Here is a 16,380-nt window from a genome sequence, read left to right as displayed (position 1 = left end):
ATTTTATTTATATAAAAATCCTAAGGAAACATAATTTAATCTAAGTAAATTCTTTACTTATTTTCTTTCAAAACTTAAAATAAGTACAATTATGATTTTTTGAATTTTAATACTAGCTTTAATAACCCAGAGTTTGAATATATTATCCTTCATCATTTTTCCTCCTTCCATTCTAATCTTTTTATTTTAAAAACAAAAAGACTTATAGGGATTGTCTCCCTATAAGTTAGTATAATCAAAATATAGTTTTTTGTCAATTATAACATTAAAATTATATCACATTCAACATTTGTATGTCAATATTTTTTTTATTACTATATATTTTGTTTTAATTCATTATATATAAGGTAATTAAATATTACATTTTTTAACGCAAGTAGTTAGACAGACATAAAAAACTATTGAAATACTTCTTATAATCCAATAATGTCGCTTCGCTTCTAAGCAAATATAGACAAACTAAATTTATAGTTAAATATATTTTATTTAAAGTATATCATTCTGGTGTTTTAAAACAAAATATCACTTTTCAAAATTCTATTTTAAATATATAAATTCTAAAATAAGCTTCAACTTCTATTCCTTTATCTGAACCTTACCCAGTTAAAATAAAAAGATATTAATTACTTTAAGCTGAATACAATATATAAGACCATAAAAACCTTAGTTAAGAAGTTCTATATCTCGTACATTATCTATTGCTTAAAGTATATTAATATCTTCCTTTTTATAATTCTATTTATTTTGTTTTATTAGTTTGAATAGCTATTCTTATTATTTTAATTTCTCTTATAGATAGACCAACCAACTCACTAATCAGTTCGTCACTCATACCTTGACTTATGGCTCTCTTAGCAACAACCTCTATTGATTTTTTTAATTCACCTTGCTCGAATCCTTGTCTATAACCATCTTCCCTTAACATAGTACTTAATTCAGTCATATACTTTCCCTTGCGATACTAATTAGTTTCAATAGTTTTTCTTATTATTTTAATTTGTTCAATTGTTAATTCTGTGAGTTTGCTAATAAGTTCATCACTTATTCCTTCCTTAATAGCTCTTTTTGCAATTTCTATTGAATTTTCTTGCTTTCCTTCCAATTTTCCCTCTTTTATCAAGCTTCTACCTAATTCAGTCATTTTTATCTCCTCCCTTACTTTTTCTAAATCTTTACCTTCTAAAAATTTACTTGCAAAAGCATATAGGATTGACTCTACATCATATCTGTAATCTTTATCTATATCTTTAACCACTCTAATTGCATTTATTATCTTATCACTTTTACTAAGCTTCCCACCCATTATTGGTGTAAATGTTAAAGATATAATATCCTGCTTGCTTAGTTCTTCTTTATCATTTATTTTATTTATTATATCATTAAAGATTGCATCTCCATCCTTATTAGCCATTGATATTGCATTGACTTTATAAGAATTTATTCCACTATTGTATTCACTTATAGGATCTTTTATATCTCCTGAATAAACAACGTATGTCACAACATCTTTACCAGTTTGAAAATTAAGGAGAGATTCATAGGTTCTAAACCTTCTTAAATCTTCAATTCCCTTGTTAGTAGTTTGAAATTCAAAATGAATATAAGTATCATCTTCCATTAGGAAAGTGTAATCCATTAGCATATTCTTTATCTCAAGGACAACAATTTCAGTAGATCCAGTATCTTTTACTTTTTTATCTATACCAAAAAATTTCAAACCTTCTTCTGCAAATATATCCATTGCTCTTTTCATTATCATATCTTCATAATTTATTTGTTTCACCAATGCACCCCCTCATGTAAAAATATTTTTATAATAATCTATTCCTCTAATAAAACCTTACTTATATAATTTAAATTTATTAATTTAATTTTAACATATATAAGCAAATTTCTAAATATCATAACACCACTATGCTATATTTTTATTCAATCTCCTATCAATATTATAATCGACATATGACTTATACAAAAGTCTATCCTTTATTATATAAACGCAAAGCACTCATATCTCTAACATTAAACAATTCTTTGTATATTTTATTTCTTTATATAATTTATACTGCCTAATTAATAATACTTATTTAGCTATATCTATTATATAGATTTAATTATTGCCACTTTAATAAATTGTTATCATTGTTTATTCCAATAATTTCCATCTCTATATATTGGCATGTTAAAAATCAAATGAGGAGCACAATACACTATATTAGCTCCTCATTCTAAATCTTTGATAAGAACATGAATATGATTATACATTCTATATTTTATTTCATAATTTATTTTTTATCTAGGAGAGGAGGATTTCCTCCTTTCTAGAAATTCAAAATAAATTAATCATGATTATTTATATATAAAACATATAATTGTTAATGTTAATATGCTAAAAATCATATTTGTTCATATTCCTTTCATCTCTATTCTATTTTAAAATAGAATAGAATTTTCAAGTTATTATGTAGGACGCCTTCAATAATCAACGATTTACGCCATAAGACTTTCCCGATTATTCCCGACTTTTTCCCGACTGAGTTCTAAATCAATATGATATGTTATAATTATCCATATCGCTACAACCTAGTATTTAAGATATTCTACAGATATTTATAATTAAATATAATGATATGTAATTGGTAATTTCCAGACTCAGGAGTTCGATTCTCCTATGGGTCACCAAGTTAGAAAACATCAGCATTTAGGTATCTAAATTGTTGGTGTTTTTTCTATTTTCCCGACCTAGTTTTTAATATGTTTTATTTAATATATTATGTATTTATTGAGTATACATAACTAATTCATCCAAATCTAAAATTATTTTTGCTTCCCTTAAGAAATCTAAACCTAATAATCCATTAACTCTTTCATTTGGATCAATTTCACCAAAATCTATTTTAAAATCTTTCAGCGAAGAGGAATTACAACTAATTGAATCAATTCTTTTCCTCACAGCATAACTAGATGCTCCACCATATCCTGATGCCTCAATAAGTTTATCATCATTTGAGAACTTTGCTCCAAGTTCATCTAGAAAATCTGTTGTTATTATAGTATGAAATGCTCCTGTATCAATAATAACATCATCTATATTCACACATTTTCCTTCATGAATCATCTTTATAGAAGTATATAGTAATCCATTTTTATATATTAGTTTGTGTTTCATCATATACTCCTTCTAACACCAATATGTTTAACTTTTTCTATCTCTATACTTTCATTTTCTGTACTATATACTAATTGACCATTTTTACATTTAGTAAATTCTTTCATAGCTTCTCTTCCATCTTTTATGGCTTTTATTACTGCAACCTCATCAACATATTTTATTTTTTCATCTTCATGAGATTCTACAATTTCAAATTTTACAAATTGATTTGGATATAATTCTCTAACTTCCTTCCATTTCATTAAAATCAGCTCCCTTAATTTCAATCGGCTCTTTTACTTAATTTAGACTTTTAACTTTAATTGCAAAACCATAATATTGTCTTATATCTTAATTATAACTAAAATCAACTTGCATTGAAATCATAATTCTAGATAAACATTTATGTCATATACTGCATAATTAAAAAATTGTTTCAAGAGTTTATTTAAGTTTTCAATAAGATTTCTACTTTTTCCAATGTCTGATAAACCGTTATAATATCTTTGAACTTGGAGTGCTTTTAATTCTGATAATTTAATTGAATATAAAGGACTGTCTTTTACATAATTCCTGTATAATACCTCATACTTTTCAAACGTAGTAGGCTTTATTCTATCAGAAACCCTAATAGTCTCAAATAGCCAAGTGTGTATTAACTCTCCTAGAAGAACTCGCTTGCTATCTGTTCCTAAAACAGCACTTACTCTAAAATAGTTAGTACCATTTTTATTACAATTAGTTTTTACTGCATTAACACACCAACTTTACTGCATTTCTTAAAAATTAGTTATTTCATATTAATTCTATGAATTTATTTGCTAACACAAAAAAACTGATAATAATATCAAATTCATTAATATTATTATCAGCATAGTTGTTGAATTTTACTGCTTGTGATAGCCGAGTTATATATTCCAATTTTATTATAATACATCCTTCGGAAGATAATATATCCTTCCTTCTTTTGCAATAATTCTCACATCTTCTTGAAATAAATCTATTGGATCAATGTTTTGGCGTGTTGTATAACCATTTGTCTGAGCAATAATTTTTTTTACTGTGTTGTTAGGAATGGAACAAAACTTATTCTCTTCATTTATCAAGCCAGGAATAAAATAGATAACGCCATCTAATCCCATTCTTTTTCTACTCTTTTCATCAACATTTATTTCAAACTTTTCAGTCTGAGTTTTATGCCATGTGCTTAACTGGTTTAAGGAATCTTGTACTTGTTTTGAATATGTAGGCAGCAATGCACCACACTGTTCTCTAGAAGCTGAGCCAAGATGTAATGTATGCTTTAATTCAGCAATTTTAATCATTACTTCCATCAGCGTTTTCTGATAAACAAACCAGTTCTGAGCCTCTGCAAGTTGCTTTTCGTATTCCTCGTAATCAAGGTTTTCTTTATTTCCAAATCCTGCAATGGTAAGATTGGCTTGACCCAAGAGCTGAATACATTCTTGTTCCCATCTATTGAGATTATAAATTTCACTAAGTCTTAATTCATCATTATCAAGAATGTCTACTTGGAATATTGCCACCTTTTGAATTTGTGCTACAAGTGCAAATACCTTACTTTTGTATTCATTATCTTGGAACTCTGAAATTTTAGTAATTCCTGCACTAATCTCGCCAAGCTCTTCATTGATTTCATTCATATAATATTGCCCGACAACCATTGATGCTAAATTCATTGCCGATGCTGCTACATTCCTAGAGACATTGGAATTTTTCTTCACTGCAAGAAGATTAGCGTGACCTTTCACCCCCTCAGCACCATGGTAGATACCGCGGACAGCACCATCCATTTCTCTTGAATTAGCAAGTTTAGCCCCAGCGGGGATGATTGCTCTATATAACACTTCAGCATTTGCTTTAGCACCTTGTACTGCATTACCTGCTGCATTTCCTGCTTTAAACAACTCTGGTATCAGATTAGTAACTTGTGCTAAAACCTTGCTATCTGTTATCTCCATTAGCTTAGTTTCATCTGGTATTGAATCTAAAGACAGCTGTTCTAATTGAATCATAAGATGGTTCATTTCTTCATTAACTTGTTCTGAATTTATAAGATTTATATTCTGTTTTGTAACTATGGCATTTTCAATTTTTTTAGTCTGTTGGCTTCTCTTCCAATACACAAAGGCACCTGCAACAACTACAAGAACGATAATACCTATTATGAAACCTTCCATGCTGGCTTCCTCCTATCTCTTGATATATATAAGCATACTTTTCAACGTCTTTACGTTCCTTATATGTCTTTATTATTTTATCAATATCTTCATCTCTTAAATTATTTTGATTTTTATTCTTTTCAAGATCATTAATTGCATCAATAAATAATATATCTTTATTTTCACGATTCTTCTTTAACACTAAAATTACTGTTGGAATAGTTGTTCCATAAAATAAATTTGCTGGTAATCCAATTATTGTATCAAGATAATTTTTACCAGGTAATTCTTGACCTACAGTAAGCAACAAAGAACCTGATCCCATTGTCGGGTCATATACGCTAAATAATTCATCACATTTTCAACTAAGTTAGCTATTGACTTTAATCAAATTATACTTCTTAGCTATTTCTTCATTGACTACAATAACATCACTTTTCCAAATTGTATTGTGATATGCTAAGTTTCTTTTTAATGCATTTAAAATAGGTACCAACCATTCTTCCTTGTGATTTTTAATAACTAGAATGAATTTAAAATTTAAAATACTATTATCTAAATCTAAAAACTTACTACTTATTTCATTGTAATGATTATTTTTTCCTAAAATAGCTGAATAATATAAATTAAAAGAATGTATAAATTTATCAGTAATTTCTTCTATATATTTGTTGAACTTTTCCACTTTCTCTTCACTATCTTGTATTGGCTTCGGTGAACTAGATTTTGCTTCTATAAAATCTAGCTCATTTTGCTTTCTCATAAGAATAAACTCTACAACTTTAATTCTATTACCTATTTTGTCATGTAACTTAGAGATTTCAATTCTAAAGACCCTATCATCCTCATATGCCCCAAAAATCATACCAGATTCACTTATTTCAATCATTACTCCATCGCCCTTTCTATTTCGTCTTCATATAATTGAATAAAAGTATCTCTGATTTGATTATGCTTTAAATTATCTAGCTTAGTACTACATTCATATTCAACACCATTATCAGTCCGATATAATGAAAAATACATAATTTCATCATTATCTGAACGTTTAACATCAAAATATTTTGATAAAATATAATCATGAGTTGTAACAAAAATCTGAACTCCTATTGTTTGTAATTTAATTAATATTTCAACTAAATCAGGTATAAATTTAGGATTAATATTAGCTTCCGGTTCATCCCAAAATAAGATGCTTTTATTATTAATTAATCCATTCCGTATCAACTGCCATAATATCCCTATTTTTCTAATCCCTTCTGCTTCCATTGAAAATTCAATTTTTAGTCCATTGTTCTTTAAAATATAAAATGTATCATTTTCATATATCACTTCTCCTTCTATGATATTTGATATATGATTTAAAATTTTCATATTTAGATCATCTAATCTCTTACTTTTGCCAAGTTCTGACTTTGAAATAATATCAATTAAAGTTCTATCAAACGGAATATGTCTTTCACGTTCTAATGCTAAAAAACCTTTAGAATGTGATAGCATTTCTTTTGCTGGTATAAATACTGAATCGATATCATAATAAGCACTACTAAAATTTCCATCATTATTGCAATAAGATTGTGCGTTGTCAAAATCAATATTAATTATAAATTCTTTATTTTTATTTCTTCTAAAATAATGTGGTACTGTTTCAACATCTGTATTATGTGTAAATATATCTTCCCAAAATCGCATCATAGATTTATCATATTTTACCGAAAGAGGAGCATACATCATTTTCATCAAATGAGTTTTGCCAGTACCATTTTCCCCAATAAAAACATTTATTCCTTTACAAAACTTCATATTTAAATTTTCAAATACAGTAAAATTCTTAACATCAATATTTTTTATATACAAACTACCATCTCCTTAATAACTTAGTTTTTTCTTTATTATAACCTTTTATTTTTATTTAAGAATATATAATATTTATTATAATTATTATATTAATCAAAATAAACCCACAAAATCTAAATTTTAGATTTTCGTGGATTTCATGGTGGAGGCGGAGCATACTTTACTCTATCCAAGATTAGTAAAGATCGCACTCATTTATGATAGGGTGCATCTTATCGCAAATAAATAGAAAGTCGTTCACAAACTCACGACTATTACCCCAGAGGTCTAATTGGGGAAATTTAACTTCCATAACTTTTAAAATAATTTAAATTCTAACCCCTAATATCTTCAATTGTTCATTAATCTCAGCTTCAAGCTCAGCAATTTCCTTATTATCTTGTTCTAACAGCTTGTTTATTTCTTCTAAATCAATTGGTTCTTCTTCCTCAAAAGTATCAACATAACGTGGTATGTTTAAATTAAAATCATTTTCTCTAATTTCTTCAATAGATGCCAAATGAGCATACTTTTCAACATCTTTACGTTCCTTATATGTTTTTATGATTTTATCAATATCTTCATCTCTTAAATTATTTTGATTTTTATTCTTTTCAAAATCATTACTTGCATCAATAAATAATATATCTTTATTTTCACGACTCTTCTTTAACACTAAAATTACTGTTGGAATACCTGTTCCATAAAATAAATTTGCTGGTAATCCAATTATTGCATCAAGATAATTTTTACCAATTAAAGTTTCTCTTATTTTTCCTTCTGCAGCACCTCTAAATAAAACCCCATGAGGCAGCACAATAGCCATTGTTCCAATCTTATTTAAATGATATATACTATGCAATATAAAAGCGTAATCTGCCTTTGAAGCTGGCGCTAACTTGCCGTATTCACCAAAACGTGGGTCTTTTAATTTAGTTTCATCATTATCCCATTTTGCCGAATATGGTGGATTTGCAACTACTGCATCGAAGCTACGTGGATGATCAATACCTTTTTCATCTGGTCCATCTGGCCAGTCACTTTCTAATGTATCCGCATTGTTTAATACCATATTGTTATAAGATACACCATGCATCATTAAATTCATACGTGCCAAGTTATATGTAGTTGTATTCAATTCTTGACCAAAGTACTTCATAGGAGTACCTTTTGGTAATTCTTGACCTACAGTAAGTAATAAAGAGCCTGATCCCATTGTTGGGTCATATACGCTAAATAATTCATCTGACTTTTCTACACCTTCTGTTACTACCTTAGCTAAAATCTTACTTACTTGATGTGGTGTATAGAATTCCCCACCTTTTTTACCAGCACTAGCTGCAAATTGACCAATTAGGTATTCATATATTTCACCTAAAATGTCTTTTCCATCATCACCTTTGTATTCAATACTATCAACCAATTTTACTATGTTGTTAAGTGATTTAGCACGTTCATTTGTAGAATTCCCCAGACGCGAATCTCCTAAATTAATATCATTAAATACTCCGCGGAAATCTTTTACTGCTTCTTTATTTAATTCTGCATTTTTATTAAAATGATCAAAAATAGTTTGATAGTCACTAGGAATAACTTGTGAATTATTAATTTTTTCAATCAATGACTGCCATGTATCCTTTGGAGCAATCGCATATCCTAAGCTTGCTGAAATGTCTTGCAGATAATCTTGAAGCTCTTACTCATCTACTTGTGAATTATAAGCTTCATTAATAGACTCTCCATCTATAACATCTATAACATTATTCTTTAACAAATATTCCTCTTGATGTTCTGATAAATATCTATAAAACATAAATGCCAATATATAATTTTTGTACTCTGATGCATCCATAGTTCCACGTAATTCATTTGCCATTGCCCATAATTTATTTGTAATTGATTGTATATTATTACTCATTATTTCTATTTCCTTTCATATATATATTATTATAGGCGTTTGCGAAACGCCGCAACCCGCAGAAATGCGGGATATTTTTTTAGCAAAATAAAATAACTCCTCACTGATTTATGGTAAAATTGAATTGCCTAAAAACAAAACTACCATATACCTCAGAAAGGAGTCATATATATGATAACATATAAACAGCTTTCTTTGGCAGATGTTTATTCTGATTGCAAAGAAAAATTTGAAAATGATAAATTCCAATTTCTTTCTTTACTCGAAAACACTATCGACCTTGATGAGTTAGTTCCTGCATCTTTCATTAACCATTTTTACGCTTCCACAGGAAGGCCGCGAAAATATCAGCTTTATGCTATGATCAGTGCTTTAATTTTACAACGCATTTTTTCTATTCCTACAGATTCTCTTTTAATTATTTTCCTTAAATATTCTCAAGAACTAAGAGACTTCTGCGGCTTTTTAAGAGTTCCTGATTCATCTAAGTTTACTCGTTTCAAGCAGGACTTTCTTTTGGACTTACAATCCATGTTCGATAATCTTGTTGATATTACTGAACCGATATGCCAACAGATTGATACGGCTCTTGCTTCCATGACTATTTTTGATACTTCAGGCCTTGAAGCATTTGTCACTGAAAATAATCCTAAATATGCTAATCGCATTATAAAACAGCTTAAAAATTTTAAGAAAGCATGCAATTTAGATGACTCTTATGATCCTTATAAAGCTGCCTATGGCTCTATGCCATCACACGCTTCAGCCAACCCTGCCATCCAACAAATGTATATTAATGGGCATTTTTGCTATGCTTTTAAATTCGGAATCATTACTAATGGCCTCGGTATCGTAAGAGATATTTCGTTCTATAATAAAGATTTTCTCAATGCTCATCCTGATATTATTGTTGAGAAAAAATCTGATTCACCTGATGAAGATAAATCTCTTGCAGATTCTAAGGCTCTTATCCCTGTTCTCAAAGATTTTTTTAACAAGCATCCATTAATAAGTCCAAAAACCTTTTTAGGAGATGCTGCTTTTGACAGTATTCAAATTTATCGTGATCTTCTTCTCGAATTAAAATTTGATAAAGCATATATTCCTTTAAAAACTAGGCTTACACTAGAAAATGCTGATTGCCCTTTAAACGAAGACGGCATTCCATGCTGTCCGAATGATCCTTCTATTCCAATGAAACGTGAAGGTAGTAAAAGTCATCTTCGTTCTAGAATTCCAACAATGAAGTTTGTATGCCCTAAAATGAAATGGTTATATAACAAAGAAACCAAAAAGAGCAAACGTGTAACTCAATGTGAAAATCCATGTACAAATTCCTTATGTGGACGAATGTTTTATATTTATCCTGAAAAGAATCTGCGCGCATATCCTGGAATAACACGAGGAACCCAAGAATGGAGTAATACTTATAAAATCAGAGTAGCTGTTGAAAAAAATATAAATCACTTCAAATATAGTTACTGCGTCGCGGAGCGTAAGACTCAAAATGAGCAAACACTTCATGCTGATTTACTTCTAGCCGGAATAACTCAACTAATAACAGTTATCGTGGCAGATAAAATTCATAAACATAAATATATCCGAAGCTTAAAGCCATTAATTGCATAAAATTTATTTATAAAAATTGGAATTCACCTTCGCTTTATTTCGTGCGCCCTTTTTTAAGAAGTCAACTATTATATTTGTATAGCAGGAACCATTAAATCCATTAATAATGTTTTTGCAACTTCAAATCAATCATTATTCATTTTTATCAATGAGTTTCGCAATTATCTATTAAGTTATGTTTTAAAAATCTATTTTCTATTGGAATAATAAAATAATTGTCTATTGCTTTACATGATATATATTTATTGTGAAAATCCACCAAAAACAAAAAGACCACCACTATAACTTTATTATAGTAGAAGTCATCAATCCCAAAAGAGATGTTTAAAGAAAAAATTTTTTCTCAATATTACTTTTCTATATAAGTTATATGTAACTTAACCATATATACTATATGTAGAGGTAAATTTAACACAAAACACAATATATGTAAAATAATTACTTTTATTCATAACTCTTATATTGAAGATGGAGGTTTATATGGATTTTGATTATGTTGAAACTTTAGTTACCAGATGTAAGAATAATGATGAAGAAGCAAAAGAAAAATTAGCTTATGAATTTAGGCCTTTGATTTACAATATTTCTAAAAGGACTTTCATTGATAGGTATAATTTCCACGATATTATACAGGAATGTTACCATTCACTTTTTAAATCTGTTTCCAGGTACAATTTAGAAAAGCATAGATTCGTTGCCTATGCTACTAATGCCATTAAAAATAATATGAATGATCTAATAAAAAGAACTAGAACCAGAAGATCTACTGAAGGTAGTGATGCATTAAGCTTACATGATGATGTAGAAAATAATTTTCCAGAACTTGAGATTTCAACTGAAACTTCATTATGTGAGATGTGCGACTATGAGGATTTAAAATTAGCCCTTGAGAATTTAAATAAAGAGGAAGTTGAACTTATAGATTTTGTATTCTACAAAAATTACACTGTAAAGGAATATGCCTATTTTAAAAATATGTGCTACTCTACTGCTATTCAAAAAAAGAAAAACATTTTAATGAAAATCCTTAATAATATTTCATTGTATTATTAAGCATAAAAGTCTAACAGCTCTAAGGTTAATCCTTAGAGCTGTTATCTTTATTATAATACCAATATTTCATTTACCTATTCAAAACTAAAATCATTTACGATCTCTGTAGTTTTCTCCACATAATCTTCAATAACTTGATCTATTCTATCGCAAATGCATTTTAGGCTACATCCCTGGCATTTAGCTAAAATTCTTGCAATATTTTTAGAATTATCATGAAGAATTATTTATGCGATGTATATATTTTAGTTTTATGTACTATTTGTTTCCTAACATGAAATAATACGTTTTATATCATATATCCATTATAGGAGGTGATGGATTTATGGAAGTAAATGAGTTAATTAACCTTATTGTTAATAATGGGTTTCCAGTGGCGGTATCTGCCTATTTGCTAATTCGTTTAGAGAAACAAATTGTTAGCTTATCTAGTTCAATTAATAAATTAAATACCATAATATCAGCTAAGCTTGGAGTAGCTGTTGATACAGAGAGTTCTGTTAAAAATTAATTACCATTCCAATGATAAATTAATTGTACAACGCCAGAAGAGAACGTTCTGGTGTTGACCATTTTTAAATTCACTCTCTGTTTTATATCATTAAACAACGGTTTTCCTTCTCCCAAAATAACAGGGTGAATAGATAATCTAAATTCATCAACAAGCCCTAAATTTATAAAGGTTGTAATTAGACTTGCTCCTCCATATAGCCAAATGTCTTTACCAGGCTTATTCTTCAATTTATTTACTTCTTCAAGAATATTTTCATTTATAAATATTGCTTGATTATTAGTAGCTATTTGTGTTCTGGAAAACACGTATTTCTCTTTACTATGAATTAATTTCCAAACTTCTTTTTCATCATCTGAATCTTCATCTTGTGGAATATATTGTCCCCATAAATCGTAACTCTTTCTACCATATAAAATAGTGTCAATTTCATTTAAGAAATTAGTGAATCCCATATCAGCGTCCATAATGCACCAATCAACTTCTCCGTTTTTCCCTTCAATAAAGCCATCTAAAGTAGTTGCTAAATCTAAAATTATTCTTCTCTGTTTTACGTTATTTGACATAACTCTTCCTCCTTCTTATATTCTTCCTTGAAAACTTTGATTATAACACAACAATTTACTATCAAGAAATATTTTTAAAAACCGCCTAAATTCATTTGTTTTTTCTTTATGCACTTATTTCTTTTTAATAATCATAGCTATACCTTAAAATTATTAACCATATTAACTAGCTTATTAGTGCTTACATTAACTTCCTTAATTAATTCAACAACATTTCCTGAACTTTCAGATATAGTATTCATATTTTCTGCAATATTATTGGTTCCATCAGCTAATTCAGTATTTGAATCATTTATTTGTTTTACTGCATCCGCAACTCTAAGCATAGAATCCATAATACTGTTAGATTTATTGCTAAATTCTGTTGTCATATCATAAACCATAGCTGCATCCTTACTGTACTGCTCTCCTGTTTTAACAATCATCTCATAATCATTTATCACATCAACATTAATAAATTTTATCATATCTTGAGAAGTAGAAACTAAGTTGTCTACTATTTCCATAACAATATTACTAATATTACTTATTTCTGATACAGTTTTTTTAGAATCTTCTGCAAGATTTCTAATTTCTTCTGCTACTACTGAAAAACCTTTGCCTGCTTCACCTGCTCTTTGAGCCTCTATTGATGCATTTAATGCTAATAAATTTGTTTGAGAGGCAATTTCTAAAATAGCTTCTGATAAGGCCTTTATCTTTTCTACTTCTTTAGCTTTTTCAATAGCTTCTAATAATTTACTTTGAGTTTGTAAATTAATCTTTTGAGCATTTTCCATAGAATTAACAGCTTTATTTTTAAGTTCATTAGCTCTCTCATTTATAAGCTTCGAATTCTCAGCTTCACTTTTTGCCTTTTGTGCAATTCCCATCATATCTGAGTTAATTAAATATGTAGTATTGCCCATTTCTTCTGTTGACGCTGCTGTCTCCTCCATACCACTTGATAATTCTTCTGTTGTAGTATAAACATTTTCGATTAATCCAGATAACTTACCTATATTTTCATTAGTTTTTTCAACTTTATTTTCAACATTTCTTGATTCATTAATAACGACATTGATAATCTGCCTAAAAGACTCCTGCATTAAATTAAAACTTTTTGCCATTTCACCAATCTCATCATTGCTATGAAAATCAATCCTTTGAGTTAAATCTCCGCCATTATTAGACATTTCATTGAGTTTTGAAAGCATAGTAGTTATTGGTGTAACAATATTTTTAGATATATATCTCCAAGTTATAACAAATATTATTACCAAGGCTAGAACAGATATTCCCATTAAAATTATTGTATTTCTTATATCATTTTCTATACTACTTATAGATATTTCGATGTTTTTTGCTGCTGCTTCGTTAAATTTATCAACTTCCTCATTAATCTTTTCTGAAGTAGAATCAAATTCTTCCATAGATAAATTTCCTTTTTCAGGCCCACCGTCTATGTAAGCTTGCGCCATTTTCTTTCCTGTTTCATAATAAGGTTCAAAACTTTTTTGTATATTATCTAATTCATTTGCACTTTCTGGATTTTTTTCTTTAAGATCACTCAAAACACTTTCTAGATCCTTAGCAAATTTTTCTGCTTCATCAAAACCATCATCAAAACCTTTTGCGCCTCTTGTCGCGCTAATATCTGTAAGGAATTGCTGGACTTGTACAACATCTAATTTTAGTTCATCTGCTTTAGTGCTTGTATAAAAATACTTATTATTCATTTCCCGTACCTTTTTTAAATTATTACTTGTAGAGTTAAATTGTATTGCCATAAACACTATAAAAAACAAACTTATTGATATTAATGGCAGCAATACTTTTAGCTTTATCCCTTTTATCATTAAAATCATTCCCCTTATAACTTATTTAAACAAAAAATCAGCGAAAATTATACGCTTATTTATAGTTTATAACTTTCGCTAAAATATTTCATCTATTATCTTGATTTTTTATAAATTTACCTAATTATATCATAAACTTATTTTTACTAATCCAAACTTTTTCCATTACTATCATTAATTTTTACAAAATACCAAGATAGTCAAAAAATTATATTGGCATTTTCTTCTTAATTCTTTGCAAAGCAATGCAATCTTTTTGCAAATCACATCACATCATTTTCTCTTTACCGAAAATGATTTATTAATTATTTCTATTAATATATTCTTATCTTTTGCCTTTTTTTACAATCTCCTATTCATATATAGGCAACTTTGGATTTCCTATATGACCTAAAATATGTAGGTTTGGATTATCCATTGCTTTTAAAAACATCTTTGTATAAATTTCAAGACTCTTTCCTATTTCTACAACTGGATCATGTAGACTTCCTATAATAATATCAAGCTTTTCTTGCTTTTCAATTGACAAATCTATATTACCGCTTTCATCAAGAATATTTGCTTCACACCCATAGAGCATTGTAGCATCATATAACTCACTTGGCATAGTATCAAAAGTATTAAAATACCATTCAGGAGTTCGATTCTCCTATAGGTCATCAAGTTAGAAAGCACCAGCATTTAGGTATCTTAATCGTTAGTGTTTTTTCTATTTTTCCGACCTAGTTTTTAAAATAAACTATTATGATTTCATAGATTAATTATACATAATGTTTTTTTAAATCTTGGTATATAGAAAATTTCTTACGAAGTTCAATAAGATTTTTGCCAAAACTTTCTTCTAATAATTCTCTATGCTTCTCCATGATTTCCATAATATACAGATCATGAATAATTACTTCTGTTATAGGCATAACCAATCCTTTATGCATTGTCCACGCTGCCCTGCTATCTTTACCTAGTGATACAATACCAGCTACAACTTCTGAATTATCGGCACTAGCTACAATCCAACGCCCTCCGTATTCATCGGTAATTTCTGTACTCATATCATGTAAGTAAACATTTGCAAAATCAGTTACTATTTCTCCATAAGCAATAATGGTTACCATAACTCCTTTATCAGCTGCCTTTTTCAATTCAGATTCTAATTCCTTGAATTCCTCTTTCCAAAGTTCAAGCAAAATTCTATGTTTTGCTGAGAGGATGCATTCTTTTACTTTATCAAGTATTTCGTCATGACCAGTTATATTCCAGATATTCTCACGATTCTTCGAAGATTGATTATATTGTTCTAAAGATTTTTCTGCAAGTTTAAAATTCTCTTCAGCTTTTACCCGACGATTTTTAATAAGTTCTTTTGCTGGAATTGGAACATACTGTTGTGTATTTCCATGGCTAATTAAAATATCTCCACGCATAGCAAGACTATCTAAAACCTCATATATTTTTGAACGTGGCACACCTGAATTTTTTGCTACTGCATAGCCTGTTAATGGTGATTCTTCTAATAATGTAAGGTATGCTTTTGCTTCATATTCTGTAAAATTTAAATTTTTTAATACTTCTAAAATGTTATCTTCCATAAATCCTCCAATAATATTAGTCGCTACTTTAGTAACTAATATTATAACTAAATCTATTGACACAATCAACTAAAACTGATATTGTAATCACAAGTAGTTACAATAGTAGTCA

The 16,380-nt window shown here is 28.6% G+C and carries 14 protein-coding genes and 3 pseudogenes; 3 read left to right on the top strand and 14 right to left on the bottom strand.

Annotated features, from left to right (window positions below):
• Positions 1–739: 739 nt before the first annotated feature.
• From KEC93_RS11515 to KEC93_RS11470, 10 genes and pseudogenes are all read right to left on the bottom strand, one after another.
• Positions 740–943 (bottom strand): hypothetical protein, encoded by a 204-nt coding sequence (locus KEC93_RS11515; RefSeq protein WP_077869966.1) that lies wholly within the window; start codon positions 941–943, stop codon positions 740–742.
• Between the two features lie 18 nt (positions 944–961).
• The gene (locus KEC93_RS11510) at positions 962–1,783 is read right to left on the bottom strand and encodes an RpnC/YadD family protein (RefSeq protein WP_065416405.1); all 822 of its coding nucleotides are present in this window, start codon (positions 1,781–1,783) and stop codon (positions 962–964) included.
• A 993-nt stretch (positions 1,784–2,776) separates the two neighbouring features.
• The gene (locus tag KEC93_RS11505) at positions 2,777–3,169 is read right to left on the bottom strand and encodes a retropepsin-like aspartic protease (RefSeq protein ID WP_307725816.1); all 393 of its coding nucleotides are present in this window, start codon (positions 3,167–3,169) and stop codon (positions 2,777–2,779) included.
• Entirely contained in the window at positions 3,166–3,411 is a 246-nt protein-coding gene (locus tag KEC93_RS11500; RefSeq protein WP_023975106.1) for a hypothetical protein, read from the bottom strand. Before KEC93_RS11500 ends, KEC93_RS11505 begins: the two co-directional genes overlap by 4 nt.
• Before the next feature lie 120 nt (positions 3,412–3,531).
• Positions 3,532–3,762 carry a tyrosine-type recombinase/integrase gene (locus tag KEC93_RS26495; protein ID WP_238893362.1) on the bottom strand — a complete coding sequence of 77 codons (231 nt, stop codon included), beginning with the start codon at positions 3,760–3,762 and terminating at the stop codon, positions 3,532–3,534.
• 312 nt (positions 3,763–4,074) lie between these two features.
• On the bottom strand, positions 4,075–5,349 hold the full coding sequence (locus KEC93_RS11490; RefSeq protein ID WP_023975107.1) for a hypothetical protein: 1,275 nt from the start codon (positions 5,347–5,349) through the stop codon (positions 4,075–4,077).
• Positions 5,350–5,374: 25 nt separating this feature from the next.
• Positions 5,375–5,617 (bottom strand): annotated as a pseudogene (locus KEC93_RS11485) (N-6 DNA methylase); the annotation flags it as partial.
• 84 nt (positions 5,618–5,701) lie between these two features.
• Complete coding sequence (locus KEC93_RS11480) at positions 5,702–6,220, bottom strand: hypothetical protein (protein WP_023975109.1); 519 nt, start codon at positions 6,218–6,220, stop codon at positions 5,702–5,704.
• Positions 6,220–7,188 carry an AAA family ATPase gene (locus KEC93_RS11475; RefSeq protein ID WP_039773230.1) on the bottom strand — a complete coding sequence of 323 codons (969 nt, stop codon included), beginning with the start codon at positions 7,186–7,188 and terminating at the stop codon, positions 6,220–6,222. The genes KEC93_RS11480 and KEC93_RS11475 overlap by 1 nt, the downstream gene beginning before the upstream one ends.
• Positions 7,189–7,495: 307 nt before the next feature.
• A pseudogene (locus KEC93_RS11470) lies at positions 7,496–9,085 on the bottom strand (type I restriction-modification system subunit M).
• Between the two features lie 171 nt (positions 9,086–9,256).
• Between KEC93_RS11470 and KEC93_RS11465 the strand changes: the two are divergent.
• The 3 genes and pseudogenes from KEC93_RS11465 (at position 9,257) to KEC93_RS11455 (ending at position 12,278) form a co-directional block, all read left to right on the top strand.
• A pseudogene (locus KEC93_RS11465) lies at positions 9,257–10,625 on the top strand (ISNCY-like element ISCb1 family transposase).
• A 569-nt stretch (positions 10,626–11,194) separates the two neighbouring features.
• Positions 11,195–11,767: a sigma-70 family RNA polymerase sigma factor gene (locus KEC93_RS11460; RefSeq protein ID WP_077853707.1), complete on the top strand. Its 573-nt coding sequence runs from the start codon at positions 11,195–11,197 to the stop codon at positions 11,765–11,767.
• A gap of 325 nt (positions 11,768–12,092) precedes the next feature.
• A complete protein-coding gene (locus KEC93_RS11455) occupies positions 12,093–12,278 on the top strand; it encodes a YvrJ family protein (RefSeq protein WP_077840879.1) in 186 nt (61 codons plus the stop codon).
• Here the strand turns inward: KEC93_RS11455 and KEC93_RS11450 are convergent.
• From KEC93_RS11450 to KEC93_RS11435, 4 genes are all read right to left on the bottom strand, one after another.
• Positions 12,275–12,844 carry a dihydrofolate reductase family protein gene (locus tag KEC93_RS11450; RefSeq protein ID WP_077869808.1) on the bottom strand — a complete coding sequence of 190 codons (570 nt, stop codon included), beginning with the start codon at positions 12,842–12,844 and terminating at the stop codon, positions 12,275–12,277. The two genes, KEC93_RS11455 and KEC93_RS11450, sit on opposite strands and share 4 nt — an antisense overlap.
• Positions 12,845–12,981: 137 nt before the next feature.
• On the bottom strand, positions 12,982–14,682 hold the full coding sequence (locus KEC93_RS11445) for a methyl-accepting chemotaxis protein (protein ID WP_077869807.1): 1,701 nt from the start codon (positions 14,680–14,682) through the stop codon (positions 12,982–12,984).
• Between the two features lie 352 nt (positions 14,683–15,034).
• Complete coding sequence (locus KEC93_RS11440) at positions 15,035–15,289, bottom strand: PHP domain-containing protein (RefSeq protein WP_139357412.1); 255 nt, start codon at positions 15,287–15,289, stop codon at positions 15,035–15,037.
• A gap of 154 nt (positions 15,290–15,443) precedes the next feature.
• A complete protein-coding gene (locus KEC93_RS11435) occupies positions 15,444–16,268 on the bottom strand; it encodes a TrmB family transcriptional regulator (protein ID WP_111944724.1) in 825 nt (274 codons plus the stop codon).
• Positions 16,269–16,380: the final 112 nt, after the last annotated feature.

This window comes from Clostridium beijerinckii (assembly GCF_018223745.1).
Taxonomy (GTDB): Bacteria; Bacillota; Clostridia; order Clostridiales; family Clostridiaceae; genus Clostridium; species Clostridium beijerinckii.
Note: the sequence above shows the minus strand (reverse complement) of the source record. Positions and strands in the feature narration are given on the sequence as shown.